The 22,950-nt window shown below is 41.0% G+C and carries 18 protein-coding genes and 1 riboswitch; of the genes, 10 read left to right on the forward strand and 8 right to left on the reverse strand.

Annotation, left to right across the window (positions count from 1 at the left end; all coding sequences use genetic code 11):
• Window positions 1-20: 20 nt before the first annotated feature.
• Together BANVL01_RS15060 and BANVL01_RS15065 are read right to left on the reverse strand one after the other, a co-directional pair.
• Window positions 21-353 (reverse strand): hypothetical protein, encoded by a 333-nt coding sequence (locus tag BANVL01_RS15060; RefSeq protein WP_066092410.1) that lies wholly within the window; start codon window positions 351-353, stop codon window positions 21-23.
• A 55-nt stretch (window positions 354-408) separates the two neighbouring features.
• On the reverse strand, window positions 409-726 hold the full coding sequence (locus BANVL01_RS15065) for a GRAM domain-containing protein (protein WP_235845586.1): 318 nt from the start codon (window positions 724-726) through the stop codon (window positions 409-411).
• A 414-nt stretch (window positions 727-1,140) separates the two neighbouring features.
• Here BANVL01_RS15065 and BANVL01_RS15070 point away from each other — a divergent pair, with 414 nt between their 5' ends.
• Entirely contained in the window at window positions 1,141-1,944 is an 804-nt protein-coding gene (locus BANVL01_RS15070) for a prohibitin family protein (RefSeq protein WP_066092407.1), read from the forward strand.
• A gap of 47 nt (window positions 1,945-1,991) precedes the next feature.
• Here BANVL01_RS15070 and BANVL01_RS27305 read toward each other — a convergent pair whose 3' ends face one another.
• Window positions 1,992-2,132 (reverse strand): hypothetical protein, encoded by a 141-nt coding sequence (locus tag BANVL01_RS27305; RefSeq protein WP_156482309.1) that lies wholly within the window; start codon window positions 2,130-2,132, stop codon window positions 1,992-1,994.
• Window positions 2,133-2,155: 23 nt separating this feature from the next.
• Window positions 2,156-2,241: riboswitch (cyclic di-GMP riboswitch) on the reverse strand.
• A 227-nt stretch (window positions 2,242-2,468) separates the two neighbouring features.
• On the opposite strand from BANVL01_RS27305, the gene BANVL01_RS15075 reads away from it, so the two are divergent.
• The gene (locus BANVL01_RS15075; protein WP_156487460.1) at window positions 2,469-3,518 is read left to right on the forward strand and encodes a YHYH domain-containing protein; all 1,050 of its coding nucleotides are present in this window, start codon (window positions 2,469-2,471) and stop codon (window positions 3,516-3,518) included.
• Between the two features lie 16 nt (window positions 3,519-3,534).
• Window positions 3,535-3,702: a hypothetical protein gene (locus BANVL01_RS27310; RefSeq protein WP_156482310.1), complete on the forward strand. Its 168-nt coding sequence runs from the start codon at window positions 3,535-3,537 to the stop codon at window positions 3,700-3,702.
• Between the two features lie 69 nt (window positions 3,703-3,771).
• On the opposite strand, the gene BANVL01_RS15080 is transcribed toward BANVL01_RS27310, so the two are convergent.
• Entirely contained in the window at window positions 3,772-4,275 is a 504-nt protein-coding gene (locus tag BANVL01_RS15080; protein WP_066092400.1) for a sigma-70 family RNA polymerase sigma factor, read from the reverse strand.
• A gap of 307 nt (window positions 4,276-4,582) precedes the next feature.
• Between BANVL01_RS15080 and BANVL01_RS15085 the strand changes: the two genes are divergently transcribed.
• Both BANVL01_RS15085 and BANVL01_RS15090 read left to right on the forward strand, forming a co-directional pair.
• The gene (locus BANVL01_RS15085; protein WP_066092398.1) at window positions 4,583-5,116 is read left to right on the forward strand and encodes a VanZ family protein; all 534 of its coding nucleotides are present in this window, start codon (window positions 4,583-4,585) and stop codon (window positions 5,114-5,116) included.
• A 102-nt stretch (window positions 5,117-5,218) separates the two neighbouring features.
• Complete coding sequence (locus BANVL01_RS15090; protein ID WP_066092396.1) at window positions 5,219-6,028, forward strand: protein phosphatase 2C domain-containing protein; 810 nt, start codon at window positions 5,219-5,221, stop codon at window positions 6,026-6,028.
• A 358-nt stretch (window positions 6,029-6,386) separates the two neighbouring features.
• Here BANVL01_RS15090 and BANVL01_RS15095 read toward each other — a convergent pair whose 3' ends face one another.
• A complete protein-coding gene (locus BANVL01_RS15095) occupies window positions 6,387-6,863 on the reverse strand; it encodes a hypothetical protein (RefSeq protein WP_066092393.1) in 477 nt (158 codons plus the stop codon).
• Between the two features lie 91 nt (window positions 6,864-6,954).
• Here BANVL01_RS15095 and BANVL01_RS28605 point away from each other — a divergent pair, with 91 nt between their 5' ends.
• A complete protein-coding gene (locus BANVL01_RS28605; protein WP_268874941.1) occupies window positions 6,955-7,080 on the forward strand; it encodes a hypothetical protein in 126 nt (41 codons plus the stop codon).
• A gap of 133 nt (window positions 7,081-7,213) precedes the next feature.
• On the opposite strand, the gene tatC is transcribed toward BANVL01_RS28605, so the two are convergent.
• From tatC to BANVL01_RS15110, 3 genes are all read right to left on the reverse strand, one after another.
• Window positions 7,214-7,954, reverse strand: coding sequence for a twin-arginine translocase subunit TatC (gene tatC, locus BANVL01_RS15100; RefSeq protein WP_066092388.1), 741 nt, complete (start codon window positions 7,952-7,954; stop codon window positions 7,214-7,216).
• A 153-nt stretch (window positions 7,955-8,107) separates the two neighbouring features.
• Entirely contained in the window at window positions 8,108-9,115 is a 1,008-nt protein-coding gene (locus BANVL01_RS15105) for an NAD-dependent epimerase (protein ID WP_066096975.1), read from the reverse strand.
• A 5-nt stretch (window positions 9,116-9,120) separates the two neighbouring features.
• Window positions 9,121-9,645 (reverse strand): hypothetical protein, encoded by a 525-nt coding sequence (locus tag BANVL01_RS15110; RefSeq protein ID WP_066092385.1) that lies wholly within the window; start codon window positions 9,643-9,645, stop codon window positions 9,121-9,123.
• Between the two features lie 441 nt (window positions 9,646-10,086).
• Here BANVL01_RS15110 and BANVL01_RS15115 point away from each other — a divergent pair, with 441 nt between their 5' ends.
• The 4 genes from BANVL01_RS15115 to BANVL01_RS15130 all read left to right on the forward strand — a co-directional run bounded on the left by BANVL01_RS15115 (window position 10,087) and on the right by BANVL01_RS15130 (window position 22,879).
• Window positions 10,087-14,304 carry a S8 family serine peptidase gene (locus BANVL01_RS15115; RefSeq protein WP_169803184.1) on the forward strand — a complete coding sequence of 1,406 codons (4,218 nt, stop codon included), beginning with the start codon at window positions 10,087-10,089 and terminating at the stop codon, window positions 14,302-14,304.
• Window positions 14,305-14,420: 116 nt separating this feature from the next.
• Entirely contained in the window at window positions 14,421-14,780 is a 360-nt protein-coding gene (locus BANVL01_RS15120; RefSeq protein WP_066092378.1) for a hypothetical protein, read from the forward strand.
• Window positions 14,781-15,017: 237 nt separating this feature from the next.
• Window positions 15,018-18,476 carry a 5'-nucleotidase C-terminal domain-containing protein gene (locus tag BANVL01_RS15125; protein WP_066092375.1) on the forward strand — a complete coding sequence of 1,153 codons (3,459 nt, stop codon included), beginning with the start codon at window positions 15,018-15,020 and terminating at the stop codon, window positions 18,474-18,476.
• Between the two features lie 74 nt (window positions 18,477-18,550).
• Window positions 18,551-22,879 carry an endonuclease gene (locus BANVL01_RS15130; protein ID WP_066092372.1) on the forward strand — a complete coding sequence of 1,443 codons (4,329 nt, stop codon included), beginning with the start codon at window positions 18,551-18,553 and terminating at the stop codon, window positions 22,877-22,879.
• Window positions 22,880-22,950 lie beyond the last annotated feature (71 nt).

Below are 22,950 nucleotides of genomic sequence, written 5' to 3' on the forward strand. Positions count from 1 at the left end.
ACGAGGGCACCTCGTCCCATTTATAAACATAAAAAAGTAAACAAGAATACCAGGGCAGATCCCAGGCTTATCGGATGCTTGAAATAGGATAGAAAAAACCGGGGAATGGTTTGAACTTCACCGTTATCTTTCTCTTTAAACACACCTACAGTCACCGCGGAAAAAAGTGCGGAACAAAATAGCAAAATAATTTTGTACGACATATAATCCGTACTAACAGCGACACGAAACGTATAAACAAATCCTCTCTGAATTAAAAACCAATAGATGATGTAAGCAATCAATGCTTCCACTGTAATAGTGAGAAAAACCCTTAGCAAAAAAACAAATCCCCGATTACTAATTATACTCAAGAAATACACCCCCAGATTTGGGACGAGGAGCCTGTAAACTGTTCTCGCGTCCCACCTACGACCCCATGTTATCCAAAATAGTTTTTATTAACATATCTCTCTTCCAAACGACAAACTTGTGCTCCGTTCCGTTTTTTAAGATAACGGACATGCCATTAGGAATAAGTCCCATCGTATTTCTTTTTCTTACTGTTGCAATCTCGCTCATTGGGATATCCGTGGTTCCAGCTTGAATATTTAACGAATGGGATGTGAAAATGAGCCGCTGATTCGTAATAGTCAATTTCCCGCCCACCGCTTCCATTCCTCTAAAAAGATTGGCGTTTACCTTATTAATTAGTACGGTTTCTTTGTTTAACTCCGTAAATGACACCCTGACCATCCCCTTTTTTTCAATCATTCCATACAAGTCTATTTTATAATAGGATTAATCTGGAAGGGAATTTTTTTGTTTTCTCTTGGTTGCTGCTCATTTTGGGCCGATTTCGACTTATTTGTATTCACTGGTTTGATGAAGGACAGATCGAGGTCTTTCTATTAGGGATTAGTCCTTCATAGAATAATGAAGGAATCCATTCCTATTTTCCTCCTTTTGCGACCATCCTCACGATTTTTCCAATCAAACGATCACTATAACCCCCAATTGTGCCCGTCCACGCGATTTTCCCAATCGAACGGTCACGATATCGATATCCTCCATTTGCCCATTATAAAGTGGAACAAGGAGCCTGTCCCCGGCATAAAGGCCGAGCCATTTTCATAAAGTTTAAGAGGAGGGGGATGCAGCATGAAATACATGAAATCGATTATAAGCGGACTCATTGCCATTGTTATATTAGTAGTTATCTTTGCGTCGGTTACAACTGTGGCTTCTGGAAATAGAGGGGTGCTTTTGCAATTAGGGGCCGTAAAGCCGACGATTTTAACGGAAGGATTTCATTTTAAGATTCCGTTTATCCAAACCGTTCAACTGATTGAAGTCCGGGTACAAAAAGAAGAAAGTTCCCAGACGGCTGCTTCAAAAGATCTCCAAATAGTTACAACAAATGTGGCAGTAAATTATTCTGTGAATCCGGATGCTGTGAATAAGCTTTATCAAGAAATTGGATTGGATTATCGTTCCCGAATCGTTGACCCGGCGATTGCAGAGTCACTAAAAGCAATAACAGCACAGTACACAGCAGAGGAATTAATCTCCAAGCGTCCAGAGGTATCAGCGAAAGTGAAAGATATGCTCGGAAAAAAACTAACAAAATATTTTATGATTCTAGAAGATATCAATATTAAAGAATTTGCTTTTAGCGAAGAATTCAATAAAGCGATTGAATCGAAACAAACTGCGGAACAAAATGCTTTACGAGCACAAAGAGACCTAGAAAGAATCAAAATTGAAGCAGAGCAAAAAATCGCTCAAGCAGGTGCAGAAGCAGAGGCATTAAGATTGAAAAAGCAAGAAGTAACAGCGGAGTTAATCCAATTAAAACAAATTGAGGTCCAAGAAAAGGCATTGGAAAAATGGGATGGCCGCTTGCCAAGTGTCACAGGTGGAGCAACTCCATTTATTGATTTGAATGGACTCACGACTAAGTAAAGGGACACGGCCCCCTCCCGGTTAGGGACGAGGGGCCTGTCCCTCTTTTAAGATATTTTATTAACGATAATTGTCACGAAGGTACTAAGGATGATAGTCGCAATCATGATTGATCCGTATAGAATGCCTTTTTTCCTTTTTTTTTGATAAATTACTTCTTCTGGTGTAAGCCACATTTTTTTTGACATCAATGATTCTCCTTTTTCGTATTGATGGTAGCTGGCTGGCTTTGTCAAATGAACAGAAGCCCCTATAGCTTTGCGTCATCACTTTTCAGTGACTTTGCCCTTAATTTAGTTTAGTGCCTCGAAATATTATACCCCAAGATCAAGTATCTGTCACCGGTCAAAGGGACGAGGGGCACCTCGTTCCAATCCCTTCTCGTCATCTATGATTCCCAACCTAAAATGATTATATTTTCACGTTAAGTATTGTATCTATGTTTAAAAGTGTGTAAAAATATAGGATAATAGGAATTGATTGGGGGTTATTAGGTGAGGGAAAAAGTTTTATTTTTATTTATAATGTTCACGCTTGTACTAGGGAGTTCTGTGGATGCCCATTCAGGCAGAACTGATTCAAATGGCGGTCATAATTGTAGTGAGAAGTCCAAAGTGAAGGGGCTTTGTACGGGCTATCATTATCATAATGGAGGATCAAGTTCTGGAGGCAGTTCTACAGGTGGCAGTTCCACAAAAGCTAGTTCATCAGGTGGAAGTACTCAAACCGTTCCAGCAGCTAAGCCCGCTGGCCCTAGCCAAGAACAAATAGCGCAACAGGAAAAGGTAAAAGGTGAAAAAGACGGATATGCTGCAGGTACTACGGCAGGTTATAAAGGAAGTAATGAAAATTCGTCGGCTATTGGTACGGAAGCCTATACGAGCGGTTATATGGCTGGATATCAAAAGGGTCTAGAAGAGGGGAGGCAAAAGTTAGAAACAGAAAAAAGAGCTGCCTTTGATTCAGGATACACAGCAGGCAAGAACGGGGCAACTGAAGAAGTTCCTATTGTATATTCAGCTAATCCACTAGTAAAAGGGGCCTATGAGGACGGTTTTAATAAGGCGGTTGCTGAAATTGATGAAATGAAGAAGAGAGAATATTTTACGATTGGTTATGAAGAAGGAAAGAAAGATATAATCAATGTTCCAAAGGATGTAAAAGACCTCTATATACAAGCATACGAAGAGGGTTATAACAAATCCCAAGAGGAACTGAAGAATACATATTCAAAAAAAGGGTATGATGCGGCATTAATGATGCTGAAATATAAGGAACCTCAATTAGAGAATCAGAAGTTTATAGATTGGTATAAAGAAGGCTTTGATTCAAATAAAGGGGTGAAAAAAATTCAGGATGAAGCCTATGCGTTAGGTGTCAGTGGAAAAGATTATTACTTACCAGAAAAGTATGCTAATGCTGAAGTCTTGTTTAGCCATCATTATAAATTAGGGGCAAAACAGTACACTCAAAATAAGAAGGATAATACAACAAAAGCAGCTGGCGGTGTTGGAGTTGTAGCCTTAGGATGGCTAGCAAGACGGTTCTTTGTTGCCAAAAAAACAATAAGCTAATAAAAGGTGGAGGAATATGGGGTTATATCGAATCGTTTGTCATAAAGTTGAAGATTTATTTATAAAGATGTTGACTCGGAAACAAAATCACCTGGAAATTAAACAAATGGTGGAAGCTTTTAGGAACCAAAAGACCATTGAAAAGGAACGCAAGAAAAAGGAAAGCAAAACAAGATTGGCCTAGATTGTTCGCGTTACACCAAATTTAGAAACTCTTTTCATTTTGGGACGAGGGGGCACCCGTCCCAATCCCTTATAAATCAATATCCCCAAGTGGGACAAGGAGCCTGTCCCCGATTTTCCTTTTGGCGCTGCTTCGCCATTGCTTCACTGCGGAGACGGATACGTGTTCTTTTTCAGCGATTTCTTTTATTGTTAAGGTTTGAAGGCATGAGGCGAGTACCCACTTTGTCTCTTTTTCCGTAAGTTCACTGCAATAGGAGAGGAGCAGCTCGGTCTTAAGGGGCTGTGTGGAATCCAGGTCTTCGATGGTACCCCAATACTCTTCCTTTGGATGAAAGGCTCTCTCTTTCTGCTTAGCAGCAGCGGTTAATTCTGATAACAGTCTGCCTTTTATATACGAATAGGCATAGTTGCTGAATTTCCCCTTTCCCTCATCAAAGCCCATACTAGCTTCCCAAAGTGCTATTAAACCAGTTTGGTAGAACTCCTCCTGGTCATGATAAATTTTTAATGAGTGGATGATCCGGTGAATCATTGGTTTATACTGCTCGGCTAATTGTTCAAAGCTTTCCACTTGCGAATCCTTTTGGGACAGCGCGCTTCCGGTTATTCCTAGGTAGCTCTACCATACTGCGAAAAGTAGGTTTCATCGAATTCGTTAAATTCACTTTTGAACCGAAAAAAGCGGGAAACATTCCTTTTTAAGCTCTTAAAAATTACTTTTTAGAATGATTTTGGCCATTTAGCAAGATTATTGTATTAATTTTGCACGGAATTCAGGGTTTCTTGCGTTATAGCTTGGGGCAAATAACCATTTGGTCATGTGTATCGGTATGATAGAATAAAGTAAGTACAGCGCCATTTCAGGAAGGATACTAGTGATGTCTTACTATAGAAAAATTAAGTTCTGTTTACCATGGATATTTGTATTGGTTTGGATGATTTTAATCTTTAACTTATCGGCACAGCCGGCCTCCCATTCCGGTCAGCTTAGCAGGGGAGTCACAGCAGTAGTGGTGGAAACGGTTAAGCAGATTACCCCTGTAACCGATGTAACCGTTGATCGATGGGATCATATTGTAAGAAAAAATGCGCATTTCTTTATTTACTTAATGCTTGCGATCTGGGTATTTAATGCACTTTTAAAAAGTAGAATAGCAGGATTAAAGGGCTTCTTTCTAGCCATGGCAATCTGTGTCCTGTACGCCATTTCTGATGAATTCCATCAGGTATTTGTCCCGGGCAGAGGTCCGGCCGCTAAAGATGTGCTCATTGATAGCGCTGGAGCTATCGTGGGGATTTGGATTTATAAATTAGCTGCGCTTGCGATAAAAACACGAAAGCGAAATAGACTTAGCGAAGGTCATCGTGACGGAAGAAAAGGCTCTCTTCCTGTCGCAAAGCGAAGGTCATAGTAACCGAGGGTGCCTGACACCCTCACGGTCCCCTATGTTTCGATTCGCATATAAATAAAACAGCTGCATTTCTACATTTTTTAAAAAGGAAGCTTGATATCGATGAGAGTTGAGTCATTTTTAAGGAGAGCCCCTTCAAAAAGTGTTAGCGAAGATGCCATTGTATTAAATGAAAAAATAAATGTTTATGGTGTCTTTGATGGAGCGACACCGTTAACCCCCTTCCAAGATGAGCAAGGGATGAATGGTGCCTATTTAGCAGCCAATATTTTTAAAGATTATTTCACAACACGCTACCCGGAAAACCTTTCCTTAGTTGAGGGGGTCGTGGCTGCTAACCGGTTGTTAAAGGCTCACATGGAGAAATACGGGATTGATCAGAAAAAGTATGAACAGCTTTGGTCAACATGTGCTGCCGTCATCAAGTTTGAAAAGGATGGTATGATATCTTTTGCCCAGCTTGGAGATTGTATGATCATTGCCGAGTTTCAAAACGGACTGATAAAAGTCCTGACAAGGGATACCGTAAAGGATATCAGTTACCGAGCGAGGGTTTGGCGTGAGGAGCTGCGAAAGCAGGGAGTTCGGATTCCTGATGAGGAATATTTTCAGGATATTACTAAGCAGCGTTTCTTTAATCGAACACTCGCAAATAAACCGTTTGGATACAGTGTAGCGAATGGAACAGAAGAAGTTGGCCAGTTTATTCAGCATGGTCAAGTGCGTGGCAGCGAACTGAAGGCGATTTTACTCCTAACTGATGGCCTGTTTCACCGCGATTATTCATTGGAAGAAACTTTTGAAAAAATACGAAATACAAGTGTTTCTGATTATGCGATTGATTTAGAAAGTCATGAGAGAAAAAATGGGATTCGTTCAGATGATAAGGCTGGCGTCATGATTAGACTCTAAGGATGAGGGAACACTAATACCCCGCGTAATGGAAATAGCGGGGGAGTGAGATTGCGTCAAATTACCATTTCGGCAATAAAACCAGCTAAGCCAAGAAGGGGTGGATTAGGTTAAGCACCCGCTGAAAAGTAGACGGAAGAATTCCGCTTAATTAGTAATTTTTATTAAAAAAGGCTTAAATAGACGGAGAGATTCCGCCTATTTACTCGAAAAATTCATAAAGGGGGGGTTTTTCCTTGCATACCCGGAAAACCTCCCCTTATTTACCCCGAAACGAGCTCCAATCTGCATCTAACCGGAAAATCTCCGGTTATTTTACTTTTCCTGGTACTCATATTTATGGGAGAGCGTTAGAATGTTAATTCTTCGATTCATATTGGATGGGGTCTGGAATCCATCCACTTTCATCCAGTTCGGTGTTTGTTGGCATCGATTCCATTTCCTTGCCGAGACGTTTCATCTCATCTTCATCCTGTGCCATCGAACTGTTGTGTGGTTTTTGGGCAGGGGGATGGGCGACTTTTTTTTCAAAAATATTTCGCAAATAATCGGCAATTTCATAAAGCTTACTTTCTGCTGCCTCCTTGACAGGTCGTGGAATTCTCATCTCACCATATAGAGAAGGTACTCCAAGTTTAGCATCATTCGGTCCGCTGGCATTTTGATCAACAGGAATTTCTAACCAATAGATTGATTCAGTGGAGGAATCTCGCAATGGGGCTCTGTACTTTACTGATTCGTCAATGCCGGTCAATCTAAATCCCTGACTGGTCAACATGGAGTGTACCTTTGCAAGTGGTTTCTTTTCAAAAACGAGAGCTTTCGTTTGCAACATGCTTTTCATCTCCTTGAATCGATTTTTTTTAAGCGGCAACATTTCCGCTTATCGCTGTTTACCCCGAAAATAGGGGGGTGAAACATTTTAGTTGGAAGTTATTGCGATGTCGAGAATGATTGGGGAAGGAATAGCTTCTACAGTGTCAGGCAGCATCCGTTTAGTTGTTGCTCCCGACGGAAAACAAAGAACAAGAATATCCAATAAATGTAATTAACACAATTAGTTCATGGTGATTTCTAATTATATCAAGAGGTTTGTTTGGTACAACAATTTTATCGAGAAAATGTCGTAAGTCTCGTAAAAGAAAAAAAAGGCCGGATTCAGGTGATGAATCCGGCCTCTTCTATTTAACTCATTTCCGCTGAATCTAGCAGCTCCTGGCGCTTTTGCTTCTTTTTATAGACAATTTTAGCTAAGAAGATACTAATTTCAAATAAGAGAATCAGCGGTACGGCTACTGATAGATGCGACATGATTTCTGGAGGTGAAATCATTGATGCGATAATGACGAGTATGAAATAGGCATACTTTCGCAGTTTAACCACTTTATAAGGATTTAGAATGCCCAGGGTGGTTAAAAACATTAAAACGAGCGGCATTTCAAAGGCGATGCCGAATGGCAGCGTCATGTTAATTAAGAAACCAACATATTTTTCTGCTGTAAACGAAGGGATCATGAGACCGTCGCCCATTTTCAAAAGAAACGTCATGATGTTGGGAAAGATAAAAAAGTATCCGAACGCAAGCCCCGCAAGAAAAAGAAAAAACATCGCCGGTATATAAGATAATGCCGCCTTTCTTTCAAACGGTTTCAAGGCAGGCTTTACAAATAACCAAATTTGCCACGCTAATACAGGGAGGGTTCCAGCCACGGCAATGATGGTGGCCAAGTGGAAAAAAATCCAGATGATATCACTGGGTCCCAACACCATGAGCTTATAGCCGAGATCACCCATAAAAAAGTTATAGATATTTTTTGCATAGATAAGTCCAAGTATAAGAAAAAGGATAAAAGCAACAGCGGTAATCATCAATCTTTTTCGCAATTCATCCAAATGATCCATTATTTGATGCTCGTTATTTTTCATAGAGGTGCTCCTCAATTCTAGGATAGTATGTATTATATCATCCGAACGGTGCATTCTTCCACGCAAAACTTGTCGAATAACGAAACCATCGAAAATTTACCCTCAAATGAATAGGGACGAGACTCCTCGTCCCACTTAGTGGGACAAGGTGCCCTACGTCCCATAATACTTTTTATACCAGTCGACAAATTGTTTTAGACCTGCATCAATTGTGGTTGTGGGAGCGAAGCCGATGTCTGCGTGCAGGTCGGAAATGTCGGCGTAGGTTTGCTTGACGTCGCCGGGCTGCATGGGTAGAAATTCAATTGTAGCTTGTTTCCCGATTAGTTTTTCCAACGTATGAATGAAATTGATGATACTTACGGGGTTATTGTTGCCGATATTATAAATTTTGTATGGGGCGTTGCTGGAGCTTGGGTCAGGGTTAACGCTATCCCAGTTCCGATTGGCCAGCGGCGGACGATCAATTAATTGAATGATGGCCGCGACGATATCATCAATATAAGTAAAGTCTCGTCCCATGTCTCCATGATTAAATACCTTAATGGGCTTGTCAGCGATAATATTTTTGGTAAAAGAATAATAAGCCATATCCGGTCGCCCCCAAGGGCCGTAGACTGTAAAGAACCGAAGACCTGTGGTCGGAACTTGAAATAAATGGCTATACGTATGGGCCATTAATTCATTTGCTTTTTTCGTGGCGGCATACAGACTTACAGGGTGATCAACATTGTCTTTGGTGGAAAAGGGAATGTTTGTATTTGCCCCGTAAACAGAACTCGATGAGGCATAAATCAGGTGCTCTACCTTGTAGTGCCGGCACGCCTCCAAAACATTGACAAACCCAACTAAATTTGAGTGAACATAGGTATGTGGATGGTCGATACTATAACGCACCCCGGCTTGAGCCGCTAAGTTTATCACGATCTTAATCGATTTTTCTTCAAATAGCTGCGTTAATTTTTCCTTATCAGCTAAATCAATTTGATAAAAGTCAAAGTGAGCGTTTTTTTCTAATATCATAAGACGGTCCTTTTTTAAACGAACATCATAATAGTCATTGAGATTATCTACCCCGATAACATGATGATTTTGCGCTAGCAAATGATTTGCTAGATGGAAACCAATAAAACCAGCTGCCCCTGTCACTAAAATGTTCATGGTTCTCATTTCGATCCTTTATTAGGGAGCGGAATCGGTTTTTTTGTCCATGCTGCATAGGTTTTGCGATCAATCGCCTTCACTTGTTTTAGAAAGGAATCTAAAAAACCTCTTTCCCGAAGGTCTTTAAATAATTCGAGAGGCCTGTCCTGTTCACGCGAGAAAGAGGACACATGGTCGAAAAGTAGTTTCATATTGTCTAAATAGTCAGCGGGCTGATCAGCCAGGGTGGCATCACGGCCGCAAAAACTGGTTACTAACGGAAGCTGTGTTTTTGCCTTTAATGGCAGTAATAATACGCCCAATTGACCGTGATGAGCATGTAAGAGTGAAACATTATGTTTAATACAATAATCTTTAGGTGAAAAAATTTCATTAAGATAATAAACCTTCTCATTTATGAGGCTGATATCTGTCATATACCTAGGCTCTCGAACCAAATGAATATAGTCATAACGAGGAACTTCACGAATCTGTGAAATATATTGAGTCGGGTCCACTCGCAAATTTAAATGAATAGCAGTACGCAAATAACTCCTCTCCTTTCCTATCCTTATCGAATATCGTATGCAGCATGGCAGCGATTAGTGTGGACACAGGGACAGGCACTAGTCCCACAACCCCGAGTGGGGCAAGGCGCCTTCCTAAAATAAATTTTCTTAGGTATTTACTACTATCATGTTATATAGTAATATATAATTATCTGAAAATTATGTGATGGTAGAATAATTAGAATAACGAAAAACTCCATGGTATTTCTGCAGATTTTCTCCATTAAAATAAGAAGACCACTAGACTTTCATAATATTATTTTCTCAGCTCCAAGTGGAATTTGTTTTTTAGATTCAGATAATTCGGTGTTTTCGGAAAGTATTGTTATCACTTTACCTTCCAATTATTTTATTAAAGGAGGTGAATTTTCAAAGAAATTTCCACGAAAAATTTTGGATTATGAAAGAGGGGTTTGGAGATTGAAGGTTAGTAATTATCGTAAATTATTTAGCAGTTTAGTAGCATTAGCGATGTTTTTTACATTGCTATTTCCTTCTTATGGGGCAGCGGCAACAAACAAGCAATTATCGAAAAAAGATAGTCAATTAAGCACAGCAACAGAGACACAAATGAAAAAGCTGATTGCACAGCAAAAAGCATCTTTAAGTCAAGATGCGGTTTTACACCCGGATTTACAAAACTTAACAGGTGATCAAGAGGTATCTGTTATTGTTGAATTATCAGAATATCCAGTTGCCTTGGCAAAGGGGATTAATAAAGTTGCCGGAAAAACTACTTCAAAAGCTGAAGAAAAAACCATTCAGCAAAAAGTAGTCTCCCAGCAGCAAAAGTTTCAAACGAACCTAAGCGCAAAGGGGATTAAAGCAAAGGTTGGTTATACTTACAATTACACTTTCAACGGGATGGCGCTTACATTAAAGGCTAGCCAAGTGAAAGAATTATTAAAAGTTGATGGCGTTAAATTGGTTGAACCAGACGTCGAAAGACATGCATTGGGCACAAAAGCTTCTGGCAGCAGCGCAGTTAAGCCAATGATGAATACAAGCAGCCCATTCTTAGATGTACCATCTGTTTGGGGTCTAGGCTTTAAAGGCCAAGGTGTGAAAGTAGCCGTTCTTGATACTGGGATCGACTACAAGCACCCAGAGTTTCAAAATGTTTACAAGGGCGGATACAACTTTGTTCCGCAAACGGATACTAAGCAATACGCTCGCGACCGTGCAGCTGATGATCCATATGAAACGACTCCATTAGATCGCCCAGCAGGCAAAGCTGAATTTGATGCTAATGGCAGTGCTTTTTACACAGAGCATGGTACCCACGTTGCAGGAACAATTGCTGCACAGGGTAACAACTCATTTGGTATTAAAGGTTTAGCCCCAGAAGTTGCGCTTTATGCTTATCGTGTACTAGGTGCTTACGGAAGCGGCGCAAACTCCGGAATTATTGCTGCGATTGATAAAGCGGCAGTAGAAAAAATGGATATTATCAACCTTTCTTTAGGAGGAAGTAGCAATAGTCAAACTTCTTCTGATGCGATTGCGATTAACAATGCGGCGCTTGCTGGTGTGACTGCTGTTATCGCAACGGGTAACTCAGGTCCAAACCGTGCAACCATTGGAAGCCCTTCTACAGCGGCATTTGCCATTTCGGTTGCAAACTCGACTGTTCCTGAAACAACCATGGCTGGACAAGCTTCTATAACTGTAGAAGGTTCTTCACCTGCAGCTTATAACATGAACTTAATGGGCTGGAAATTTGGTACAAAGCCAGGCGAACTTCTAACTGGAACTTATGATGTAGTAGCTGTTCCAGGACTTGGAGAGGCAAAAGACTATACTGGTTTGGATGTACAAGGAAAAGTAGCACTGATTTCACGTGGTACGATTGCTTTTGTTGACAAAATTGCCAATGCTAAAAAAGCAGGAGCAGTAGCGACAATCATCCATAATAACGGCGGCACTAACGGTAACGGGCCTGCTGGAGTATTCCTAGGCGATTCCTTTGCCTTCATCCCGACATTTGATATGTCAACTACGGATGGAAATGCATTAAGAACTGCTTTAGCAACGAAAAAAGCAACCGTAACATTTGGTAGTTTTTCTGAAAGCAAAACAGCTGGCGATGATATCAATAGCTCAAGCTCACGCGGCCCGGCTAATCCGAACTTCGATCTGAAGCCAGACGTTTCTGCTCCGGGAACGAATATCATGTCTTCTGTTCCTGCTTACGGAAAAGACTTCCCAGATGCTAGCTACCTGGAGTCATATGACCGTTTCACTGGAACAAGTATGGCAACACCGCATGTTGCCGGTATTGCTGCATTATTAAAATCACAGCATCCAGATTGGACGCCATTTGATATTAAAGTAGCAATCTCAAATACTGCGAAACAACTTGATGTTAAGAAATATGATGTTTTCTCGCAAGGTCCTGGACGCGTTCAGCCTCTAGCGGCAGCAACAACTGAAGCATTGGCTTATGCAATGGACAAAACAAGTTTTTCCGGAAAAACATACGATAATATCAAAGGTACAGTTACTTTCGGAAATGTTCCAACCAATGCGAACAATGCATCTACCGTTACAAAAGATATTGTAGTAAAAAATCTCACAGGCAACGCCAGTGATTATACAGTTACTGTACAAACCACAAAGGCTGCGACTGGTGCTTTAGCTACTGCAAACGTGACAGTGGATAAAGCCAATTTCACACTTGCGGCTAATGGTGAGAACACCTTAAAAGTAACGTTAAACGTTCCAAAAGGTGCAGGAACTACTGGAAATGAAATCCTCGGTTATGTAAAAATAACCAATGGTAAAACGAATTTAAATTTACCATTCGCAGGAAACTTTGCACCGCCAACAGGATTAAAGAGCTTCTCAATTGATAGTAAGGCTATTTCTCCAAATGGAGATGGCAAGTTAGACAGCACAACAGTTCGTTATGAGTTTTATGATCGTCAATCTACAACTTATATTGAGCTTTGGGATGCATTCCATCAGGAAGCTGGTGAATATCAGGATGGATATCTCGGATGGCTCGTAAGTGCTTCCTCAACAACAACTGGAGCGAAAACGGTTGCATTTGATGGAAACTATACTTCTTGGACAAAAGGTGTTGGAAAGGTTAAAGCGCCAGACGGCGTATACACAGTCGATATCACGACGTTAAACGCACTGGGAACAGCGATTGTTGCCTCAGGATGGACTGGACCAGTTTATATCAAAACAACGGCTCCAAAAATTGTAACTCAGGACAGCTATACTACTGGCGGATCAAGTTTTGAGCTATCTGGAAAAGTCGATGACTCTTATATCGATTGGGCTCCGGGCGTTGATGAGGTATTTGGAGAACAGTATGACATCAATACAAAATTAATGGCCAAGTACCAATTGACTAACAGCAATGGTGACACCCAAACAGGTACAACGCCATTTACGCTTGATCAAGATGGTAAATTTAAAGTATCCCTAGCTGGATTAACAGATGGGGACAATAAAGTGAAGATTACTGTTAATGATGAAGCACAAAACACTGCTTCAAAAGAAATAACTGTTACGAAAACGGCTGCTCCAAATCCTGATGCAGGTAAAGGTCAGTTATTATTAGGTGACAAACCGTTAGCTAATGTTACTTTCAGTCTTTATACGGCTGGTGAAAATCAAGTATGGTACGATTTCACAACAGATGCAAACGGAAGTTTCACTCATAATCTGCCAGATGGCGATTATAAACTTGATGGTGTATGGGTTGATCCGACATGGTATTCATTAAACGGATCTTACAAGATTAAGAACGGCTTAGTGAATGGAACAAACAAATTAGTCATTAGTGCAACTGATTACCAAGTTCCAACAGATCCTGGAAAAGTGAATGTTTCAGGGGAATTAACAAAGAACTCTGAGGGTTATGCAAATATTCCGTTCAGTATCCATACTCTTGATGGAAAGCAATGGTACGATACAAGAACAGACGCTAAAGGTCAATTTGCTCTTCTAGTGCCAGATGGAAAGTATCAATTAGATGGCATTTGGGATGGAGCAAAAGGCTTATGGCATGTGTTAAATCAACAATTTGAAGTAAAAGATGGCAAGCTAGTAGGCGCTGAGAAGTTACTAGTTGATGTGAAGGCAATTGAATCAAACGTTACTGGTAAACTAACGCAAGGCGATGTTCCTTTAGCTAATACAATCTTTAGTATTCATACCACTACTGGTGAAGAAGTTTGGTATGATGCGCAAACAGATGCAAACGGAAACTTTAGCTTTAGCCTGAAAGATGGAACGTATAAACTTGAAGGTATTTGGGTTGATGCGGACGGCACATGGTATGATCTACAGAAAGAATTTACCGTTTCCGGCTCACTTCAACTTGACCTAAAGGTTCCAGTAAAACCAGCGAAAAATGTTACAGGTGTATTAACGAAAGGGAGCGAGGCCCTAGGTGATGTTGTTTTCAGTTTCCATACTACTTCAGGCACGGAAACGAAATGGTATGATGTGAAAACAGCTGCCGACGGAAGTTTTGGCCTTGTATTGCCAAACGGCGCTTACCAACTTGACGGGGTTTGGGTGGCATCCGAAGCAAAGTGGTATGCCTTAAACCTTAAGTTTAGTGTCGAAGATGGAAAGCTAGTTGGAACTGACAAACTGCTAATCAATCTTACTAAGTAATAATATGTAGGAAGAGTCGGCCTCTTTTATGAAGGGCCGGCTTTTTTTCCACGTTTCCTCTTGAATCAGTTCCATTCAGCCAAATGAATTTCACCACTAATGAAAGGAATAGGTATATGTTTAAAAAAATTGTACTGCTTGCCCTTACTTCGATTCTAGCTGCATCACTTATTTCATGCTCAAAAGAGAAAGAAGCAACAAAGTCAAATACCCAAACGGAAAATGCTGCGAAGCAAAAGACAGCATCCGTTGCCAAAAAAGAGAGCGAAACTAACAAGGCTCCCAAAAGTGATGCCCAATTAGCTAGTGAGCTCGTGCTGAAAGATACGAAGGTAGTGAAAATCTTTAGTATTAATCAGAAGCTGCATGATAATTACAAGGACCTTGGCCCTTTTTATTTCATTAGAGGTGTAGATGAAAAAGGAAGAAAAACAGAAGTATGGGTGAATAATGGGAAGATATTCGAAATCAATTAACTCTTTGAACTTCTCAAAAGGACGTGAATGTTAAATCAATAGCGTTAAAATTAAGAGTTTGTAAAATTATTAGAATAATTCTAGAAATATGTAGAAATACGCTGTGAAACATTATAAACTAGATATGGTTACATATACCTAATGGAAAGAGAGGGAAGGTTTGGGGGAAGTGGGATTCCTCGCCTGAACAGGAAGTCTTTTTTTTTCAACATTAGTAGATTTGGAGGGAATTAATCTGTGAACAAGATATTCAACAAATCCAAAAAGTGGGTCGGCTTAGTCTTAACAGCAGTTATGCTCTTAGCGTTAGTTGTACCTCTTAATGTAAATGCGGCCACAACACCAGTTTCATTGGCGAAGTGGGTATTTGGCACCGATATTTTAAAACCTGCATCAGGAATAGCAGCGAATATGGACAAATCATTGTCTGTTACAGGTGCAGCGATTACCGGGTTTAGCGCAGGTCCTACTACTGGAACCTTGGTTCCAAACGCTACACCTTGGACAGCAAATCCTTCTTTTTGGAAGGTAGCAGTTTCTACAAAAGGCTATGAAAATATTACTCTATCCTCAAAACAAACAAGTTCTAATACAGGACCGAGAGATTTCAAGGTTGAATATAGTTTAGACGGCTCTACTTGGGTACCTGTACCAGGTGCTGTTGTAACAGTGGCCAATAACTGGACTAGTGGAGTCTTAACAAATATTGTATTGCCTAAAGAGGCAAATGATAAAGATTTAGTCCATGTAAGATGGATAAAAACTTCTGAAACAGCGGCAAATGGCAGCCCAATAGCTTCTGCCGGTACTAGCCGCATGGGCGAAATCGAATTTAAAGGCGAAGTAGTAACAGCTCAAGAACCACAGCCAGATCCAGGTGCCGTTCCAGGCCAAGGTAAGGTTGTCTTAGGTGGCGAGCCATTAGCAAATCTTGCATTCAGCCTTAAAAATACGACCAGCAATGTCTGGTATGATTTTACATCCGATAAAGACGGTGTTTTCACTTTCAATCTAGCAGATGGAACATATGCGATTGAAGGTCTATGGGTGGCACCAACATGGTATCCGCTTAACAAAACCATTACGATTAAAAATGGTTTAGTAGATGGATTACATGAATTAGCAATCGATGGGCTAAATCCAGCTGAAGGCACTTGGAATTTAACTGGATATGTAAAGAATGGTTCAAAAGCATTGAACAATCTTACATTCAGTTTCCATAGCACTGATGGAAAATGGTATGATGCAACAACTGATAAAAACGGTAAATTCAACTTTAAGCTAGCAGACGGCAGCTACCAAGTAGATGGAATTTGGGATGGAGTTGCTAAAAAATGGTTTGAGCTCAATCAAGCGTTCACCATGAAGGACGGAAAACTTGTTGGGGCAACTGAATTAACAATTGATCTTGCTGGTGTTTTCAATGTAACGGGAACACTTACAAAAGGAACAACAGCATTAAGCAACACTGTTTTCAGTCTGCATACAAAATCTGGCGAAGCCATTTGGTATGACACGCAAACAGATGCAAATGGAAACTTTGAATTTAAGCTTCCAAATGGTATTTACACGATTGACGGAATTTGGGACAGTGCCGCAGGAAAATGGTACGAACTCAAAAAAGACTTCACGGTTAATGGTTTATTCCAATTAAACATTGACGTCTTAAAAGATGGAACAGGTGTCGTTACACCGAACGTAACAGGTGTAGTTAAGAAAGGTAAAGACGTATTACCTAACGTAACATTCAGCGTGCACACTGCTTCTGGCGAAGAAAAATGGTATGACATGACCACAGATGTAAATGGGATCTACAGCACCACAATCCCGAACGGAAAATATATTCTCGATGGTATTTGGCTCAGCACAGAAAACCATTGGTATGCATTAAATAAAGAATTTACCGTAAACGGTACAACAGAATTCAATATCGATGTTTTAGCTGGACAAGCTAACGAGAAATTTACTTTGAATGTCATGCATTCTAACGACACTCACTCAAACGTTGATAATGCGACAAATAATATTAACGTGGCGAAAAAAATGACTGCGATTAAGTCTGTTCGTGCAGAAAAACCTAGCGCATTATTACTTGATGCAGGTGATGTGTTCTCAGGAACATTGTATTTCAATGAGTTTAAAGGCTTAGCAGATTTAGAATTTATGAATTTAGCTGGCTATGATGCAATGACTTTTGGTAACCACGAGTTTGATGTTGGTACTGAAGTGTTATCTAACTTTGTCAAAGGAGCATCTTTCCCATTTGTCAGCGCAAACGTTGACTTTACGAACGATGCAAATTTAAAATCCCGTTTCCATAACGGCTTAACAACAGATAACCCTAAGAGCGGCGAAATTTACAACGGCATCATCAAGGTTGTAAATGGTGAAAAAATCGGTATCTTTGGTTTGACAACAGAAGAAACTTCGGTAATTTCTAGTCCTGGAGACGGTGTTGTCTTCAAAAATTATATCACTGAGGCAAAAAGATCTGTTGCTGCCTTAGAAGCACAAGGCGTTAACAAAATCATTGCGTTAACACATATTGGTTATGACGATTCACTTGAGTGGGATAATGACCTAGAATTAGCAAAACAAGTGGAAGGAATCGACGTCATCGTTGGCGGTCATACACATACAAAGCTTGATGCACCTGTATTTATCACGGATAAAGCTGAGCCAACGGTTATCGTGCAAGCAAATGAATATAACAAGTTCCTTGGAACATTGGATGTAACATTTGATGCAAACGGTAAAGTAATCGTTCCTGAAACAACTGGAAAACTACTTGACATAAGCACGTATCAAGAAGATCCAGCTACATTAGAAATTCTTAATACAAAATACAAGCCGGCAGTTCAGGAAAAGGAAAGAACTGTTGTTGGTACAACTGCCGTTGATTTAATGGGCGGAAATCCTCCTGCCCGTGTAGGGGAAACCAACCTTGGTAACTTCATTACGGACGGTATGCTTGCAAAAGCGCAAACAATCAATCCTGACACCTTGATTGCCGTTCAAAATGGCGGAGGAATTCGGGTTACTCTTCCTGTAGGTAACATTACAGTAGCAGATGTATTTAAAGTCCTTCCATTCGGAAACACTTTGGGCATCATGAATTTAAAAGGCAGTGAATTAAAAGCAGCTCTTGAGTACAGCGTGAAGGATGCTCCAAATGCCTTTGGCGGCTTCCTACAAGTGTCTGGTCTGAAAGTCACTTATGACAGCACAAAACCAGCTGGCCAAAAGATTCAATCCATTCAAGTAAAGGGTAAGGATGGAAGCTATACGGCTTTAGACATTAATAAGAACTACTTTGTGGCAACAAACGTCTTTACAGCTAAAGGCGGCGACGGCTTCACCATGTTCGAAAAAGCTTACAAAGAAGGCCGTGTCAGTGAGCCAGGATTTGTCGATTGGGAAATGTTCAATGACTACATCAATGCACAGCCAAACAAAATCGTCAATCCTAAAGTAGAGGGACGGATCATAAACGTAGTACCACAAACAATTCCAGCTGCCACGTTCAGCGGTACGGCTTCGAATCCAAAAGTATACTTCGGAAACGTGGTCGTTGATGTGACAGGTGTTAGCAAGCTTGAATATGCAACAGTTAAAGGTAACTTAACCTTAAAAGGTGGTACTAGTGTCAATCTTTCAACCGTAACGGTAGAAGGTGAAACTATTTTCGAAGATTAAAAAAGGCTATGTAAAGCTCCTGGTAATTCACTGGGGGCTTTATCCCACAAAAAAGGTTTGCATTGGAGGATACAATGAAATATAAGACGAAGAAAAGGATACTCAATATCGGATTGATTTTTGCCTTAGTACTTAGCCTTTTCGCTCCTTTCCAAAATGTTTCAAAGGCTGCCGATTATATTACCGTTGCGGAAGCTATTGCGAAGAATGCTGCTGGCGGTAAAGCAACTGTTCAAGGCTATATTGTTGCTTTTGCCACAGGAAGCAATGCAATAACGCAAGATCCAAGTAAATTCTCAAGTGATTTTAACTACTCTATCGCCGATTCACCATCAGAAACAGATAAAGCAAAAATGCTTAATGTTCAGATTCCAACCAACTTTAGAGCAACTCATGGCTTACAGTCCAATCCAACGAATATTGGGAAAAAGGTCCTGATTTCTGGTGATTTATTGGCCTATAATAGTATGCCTGGATTAAAAAATGCTACATCCATGGAGTTTGTTACTGTTACTGATCCAACGAAAGTTAGTGCCGTTACAGCTACTCCAGAAGCTGGTGCAGTACCAGCTGGAACAACAGTCACGTTAGCGACAGCAACAGCTGATGCAAAAATCTATTACACAACGAACGGCACGGAGCCAACGGCGGCAAGCACTGCATACACAGCTCCGATTGTCATCAATGGAGCCGTAACCATCAAAGCCGTTGCCATTAAAGCAGGCTTAACTAACAGTGATGTTGCAACATTCGCTTATTCGATTTTACAAGCAAATACGATTGCTGAAGTTAGAGCGATGGCTCTTCAATCGAATGTTCAAACAAGTGGTGTCGTTACCGCTGTGTTAGGAAGAGCGATTTACTTCCAAGATGCGACAGCTGGAATTGTCGCCTACACACCAACGGATAGCACGACGATTCAACCAGGTAATAAAATCACAGTGTCAGGTAAATTAACGGAATATTCCACGTTGCTTGAAATCGAAGCCAATCATGAAAATATTGTCGTTACTGGCACAGGAGCCGTTCCGGCCGCTGAACTAGTAAAAGCAGCTGACTTGCAAGAAAGCAAAGAAGCAACTCTATTAAAATTGAAAAATGTAACAGTCGGCGCATTCGCTGGCGGTAACTATACAACTACAGATGCTGATGGGACAAGCTTCCAAGTTCGCCCAACCGATGCAGCCATGCTTACTACTGGTACAACCTATGAAGAAATTACCGGAGTTCTTAGTCAATTTGGCGGGGTATACCAATTACTTCCGCGAAATGCAGGCGACATTATTAAAGACTCTAGTATTGTCCAATCGGTTGTTGCTACTCCTGGTGCCGGCTTGGTAAAAGCAGGAACAGAAGTTACCTTAGCAACTGGTACCATTGGTGCAGCAATTCATTACACGGTAGATGGCAGTGTACCAACGGCAGCAAGCCCGGTATACTCACAACCGATCGTGATTAGTAAAGCAACAACAATTAAAGCAGTTGCCGTGAAAGCAGGCATGACTAATAGTCCTGTTGCTAGCTTTGATTATGTGATCCAAGACGGCGCGATTCACATTTATGATATTCAAGGTAAATCACACACTTCACCGTTTAACGGCAAGACGGTTACAGATGTAGAGGGCGTTGTTACGTATATTGATGGAACAAGCCGCTTCTTCATCCAAGACCTAATCGGTGATGGAGATCCTAACACTTCTGATGCGATTCTTGTCTTTAAATCGGCTCACGGTGTATCCATCGGTGATCGCGTGAAGGTATCTGGTAAAGTAACAGAATATTATGGTGAAGGCTACGCTGAGAAAACGACAACAGACTTAACGATTACAGAAATTGAAGCAACAACGATTACGAAAAATGGTACGGCACCACTTCCGGCACCAATCAGACTGGGCGTTGACCGAATCTGCCCGCCGGAAATCATTGATAATGACCAATTTAGTGTATTTGATCCAGAGGAAGATGCAATTGATTTCTGGGAAAGCCTTGAAGGCATGTATGTCCAAGTCGATGATCCAAAAGTCATTGCATTGCAAAAAGACGGACTAGTTTGGGTGGTACCAAAAGACTATCCAACAAATGTCGAACCAGGCGGTTTACGGATTACTGCAACAAATTCGAACCCGAATCGAATTGGTGTTGATATAAGAAATGGCTCAACAGCCAATAAATCTTACCGTGCCAAAATGGGAGACTATTTTACAGGTTCAATTAAGGGTATTGTTAACTACGGTTACAGCAACTTTAAATTGATGACGCAAGAACCTACTCTGCCAAAATTAACAGAAACACCTATTGTTAGGGCTGCGACAAAAATTACACCGGCAGCAGATAAATTAACGGTTGGAACGTATAACGTTGAGAACTTTTCAACCGTTACTCCAGACGATAAAGTAACAAAGATTGGCGATGCGATTGTCAATAAAATGAAAAACCCTGATATTATCGGATTAAACGAAATCCAAGATAACAACGGGGAAACAGACAACGGAACAGTAGATGGAACACAAAGTGCCCAAAAGATTATTGATAAGATCAAAACACTTGGCGGACCAACTTACGCTTACACAGAAATTGTTCCAGTTAACAATCAAGATGGCGGTGCACCTGGCGGAAACATTCGTGTTGCCTTCCTTTACAATAAGGACCGTGTATCGTTAACTGCAGGCGCGCAAAAAGGTACATCAACACAAGCAGTTGGTTTTGAAAATGGCAAGCTTACCTTAAACCCAGGACGAATTGATCCAACAAACTCTGCGTTTAATTCTAGCCGTAAGCCGCTTGCTGCTCAATTTGATTTCCAAGGTCAGAGCATTATCGTGGTTGCCAACCACTTTAACTCTAAAGGCGGCGACCAACCGTTATTCGGGAAAACGCAGCCGCCAGTATTAAGCAGTGAAATTCAACGTCATAAAATTGCAGCGATTGTGAATAACTTCGTGAAAAATGTGAAAGCAAAAGATGCAAACGCAAACGTTGTCTTACTTGGAGACTTCAATGATTTTGAATTCACGAAAACATTAGAAATTGCTAAAGGGAACGAATTAACAAACATGATCGACAAAGTTCCTGCAAATGAGCGCTACAATTACTCTTATCAAGGTAACGCGCAAGTACTAGACCAAGTATTAGTTACCAACAATATGGTTGCAAATACAACTGTCGATATCTTACACATTAACTCTGGCTTCATGGATGTGCATGGTCGTGCAAGTGACCATGATCCGATACTCATTCAAACACAATTAAAAGCGGCAGGCGGCGAAGTTTTACCTCCAGTTACACCGCCGGCAGGAACAAAGGTTTACAACTTAAACGGCTTTACTACGAAGAAGCTAACGGTAAACAATGTAGGTGCTGATATTACCGTAAGTGCTGATTCTGTGATTTCAGAAGGCATTGTGTTAACAGGTTCATATGCGAAATTAAGTGGTGCCGGCTTAAAGAACACGGCCATCACACTTAGCCCAACCGCACCAGGAGCTGTGATTGACCTTGGCGGCAATGATGTGAAAGAAGTCGTCATTGCGAGTGCCAATATCAGTCAAATCAGAGGCGTTGAAAAGGTTCAGAAGTGGACAGTGAAAGACGGCGTCGACACTTCTAACATCAAATTTACAAAGGTTAGCGGTGAAGTGATTCCGGCTCCGGTATCTTCACCAGTATCTCCACCAGTTGATACACCAGTTGATCCACCAGCACCTGGGAATGAGGTGGAGGCCTATTACCAAGCAGCTGCCGGTAAAACAGGGGCTGACCTAAAGCTTGCGTTACACAATATTATTAAAGTACAAAAGAAATTAACGTATGCTGCTGTAACAGAAGCATTAAAGAAAACAGACGAAGATCCGAACAATCCGAACAATGTCATCCTGCTTTACACTGGCCGTTCGCAAGCAAAAACGACGTTTGGTTCAGGGGCAAATGACTGGAATCGTGAACATGTTTGGGCAAAATCTCATGGTAACTTTGGAACAAGTGTCGGCCCGGGAACAGATATTCACCATTTACGGCCAACTGATGCATCCGTCAACAGCACACGTGGTCATTTAGATTTTGATAACGGTGGCAAGCCTCAAGGTGAGTGTGAAGGCTGTTTCTATGATAGCGATTCCTTTGAGCCACCCAATCGTGTGAAAGGTGACATTGCGAGAATGCTCATGTACATGGCTGTTCGCTATGAAGGCGATGGCGGCGAGATCGATCTTGAGCTTGCTGACAAGGTGAATACCTATCCAACTCCATTCCACGGCAAGAAATCTGTTCTGCTGCAATGGAGCAAAATGGATCCACCAGATGCCTTTGAAAAGCACAGAAATGATGTCATTGAATCCATTCAAGGCAATCGCAATCCATTCATCGATCACCCTGAATGGGCAGACTCAATCTGGCCTGCGAGCTAATACAAAATAGCAAGAAAGCATCTGCTTTTATTCGGAGCAGGTGCTTTTTTGCCCTTAAAAATGACCATGAG

Origin of the sequence: Neobacillus novalis NBRC 102450 (assembly GCF_001591805.1) — a bacterium.
GTDB classification, from domain to species: domain Bacteria; phylum Bacillota; class Bacilli; order Bacillales; family Cytobacillaceae; genus Neobacillus; species Neobacillus novalis.

Excerpts from the sequence above, each read along its gene's own strand:
- BANVL01_RS15075 (WP_156487460.1), top strand. The coding sequence starts at position 2,469 with ATGTTCACGCTTGTACTAGGGAGTTCTGTGGATGCCCATTCAGGCAGA.
- tatC (WP_066092388.1), bottom strand. The coding sequence starts at position 7,954 with ATGAAAAATAACGAGCATCAAATAATGGATCATTTGGATGAATTGCGA.
- BANVL01_RS27310 (WP_156482310.1), top strand. The coding sequence starts at position 3,535 with ATGGGGTTATATCGAATCGTTTGTCATAAAGTTGAAGATTTATTTATA.
- BANVL01_RS15085 (WP_066092398.1), top strand. The coding sequence starts at position 4,583 with ATGTCTTACTATAGAAAAATTAAGTTCTGTTTACCATGGATATTTGTA.
- BANVL01_RS27305 (WP_156482309.1), bottom strand. The coding sequence starts at position 2,132 with ATGTCAAAAAAAATGTGGCTTACACCAGAAGAAGTAATTTATCAAAAA.
- BANVL01_RS15070 (WP_066092407.1), top strand. The coding sequence starts at position 1,141 with ATGAAATACATGAAATCGATTATAAGCGGACTCATTGCCATTGTTATA.
- BANVL01_RS15120 (WP_066092378.1), top strand. The coding sequence starts at position 14,421 with ATGTTTAAAAAAATTGTACTGCTTGCCCTTACTTCGATTCTAGCTGCA.
- BANVL01_RS15090 (WP_066092396.1), top strand. The coding sequence starts at position 5,219 with ATGAGAGTTGAGTCATTTTTAAGGAGAGCCCCTTCAAAAAGTGTTAGC.
- BANVL01_RS15105 (WP_066096975.1), bottom strand. The coding sequence starts at position 9,115 with ATGAACATTTTAGTGACAGGGGCAGCTGGTTTTATTGGTTTCCATCTA.
- BANVL01_RS15095 (WP_066092393.1), bottom strand. The coding sequence starts at position 6,863 with ATGTTGCAAACGAAAGCTCTCGTTTTTGAAAAGAAACCACTTGCAAAG.
- BANVL01_RS15130 (WP_066092372.1), top strand. The coding sequence starts at position 18,551 with ATGAAATATAAGACGAAGAAAAGGATACTCAATATCGGATTGATTTTT.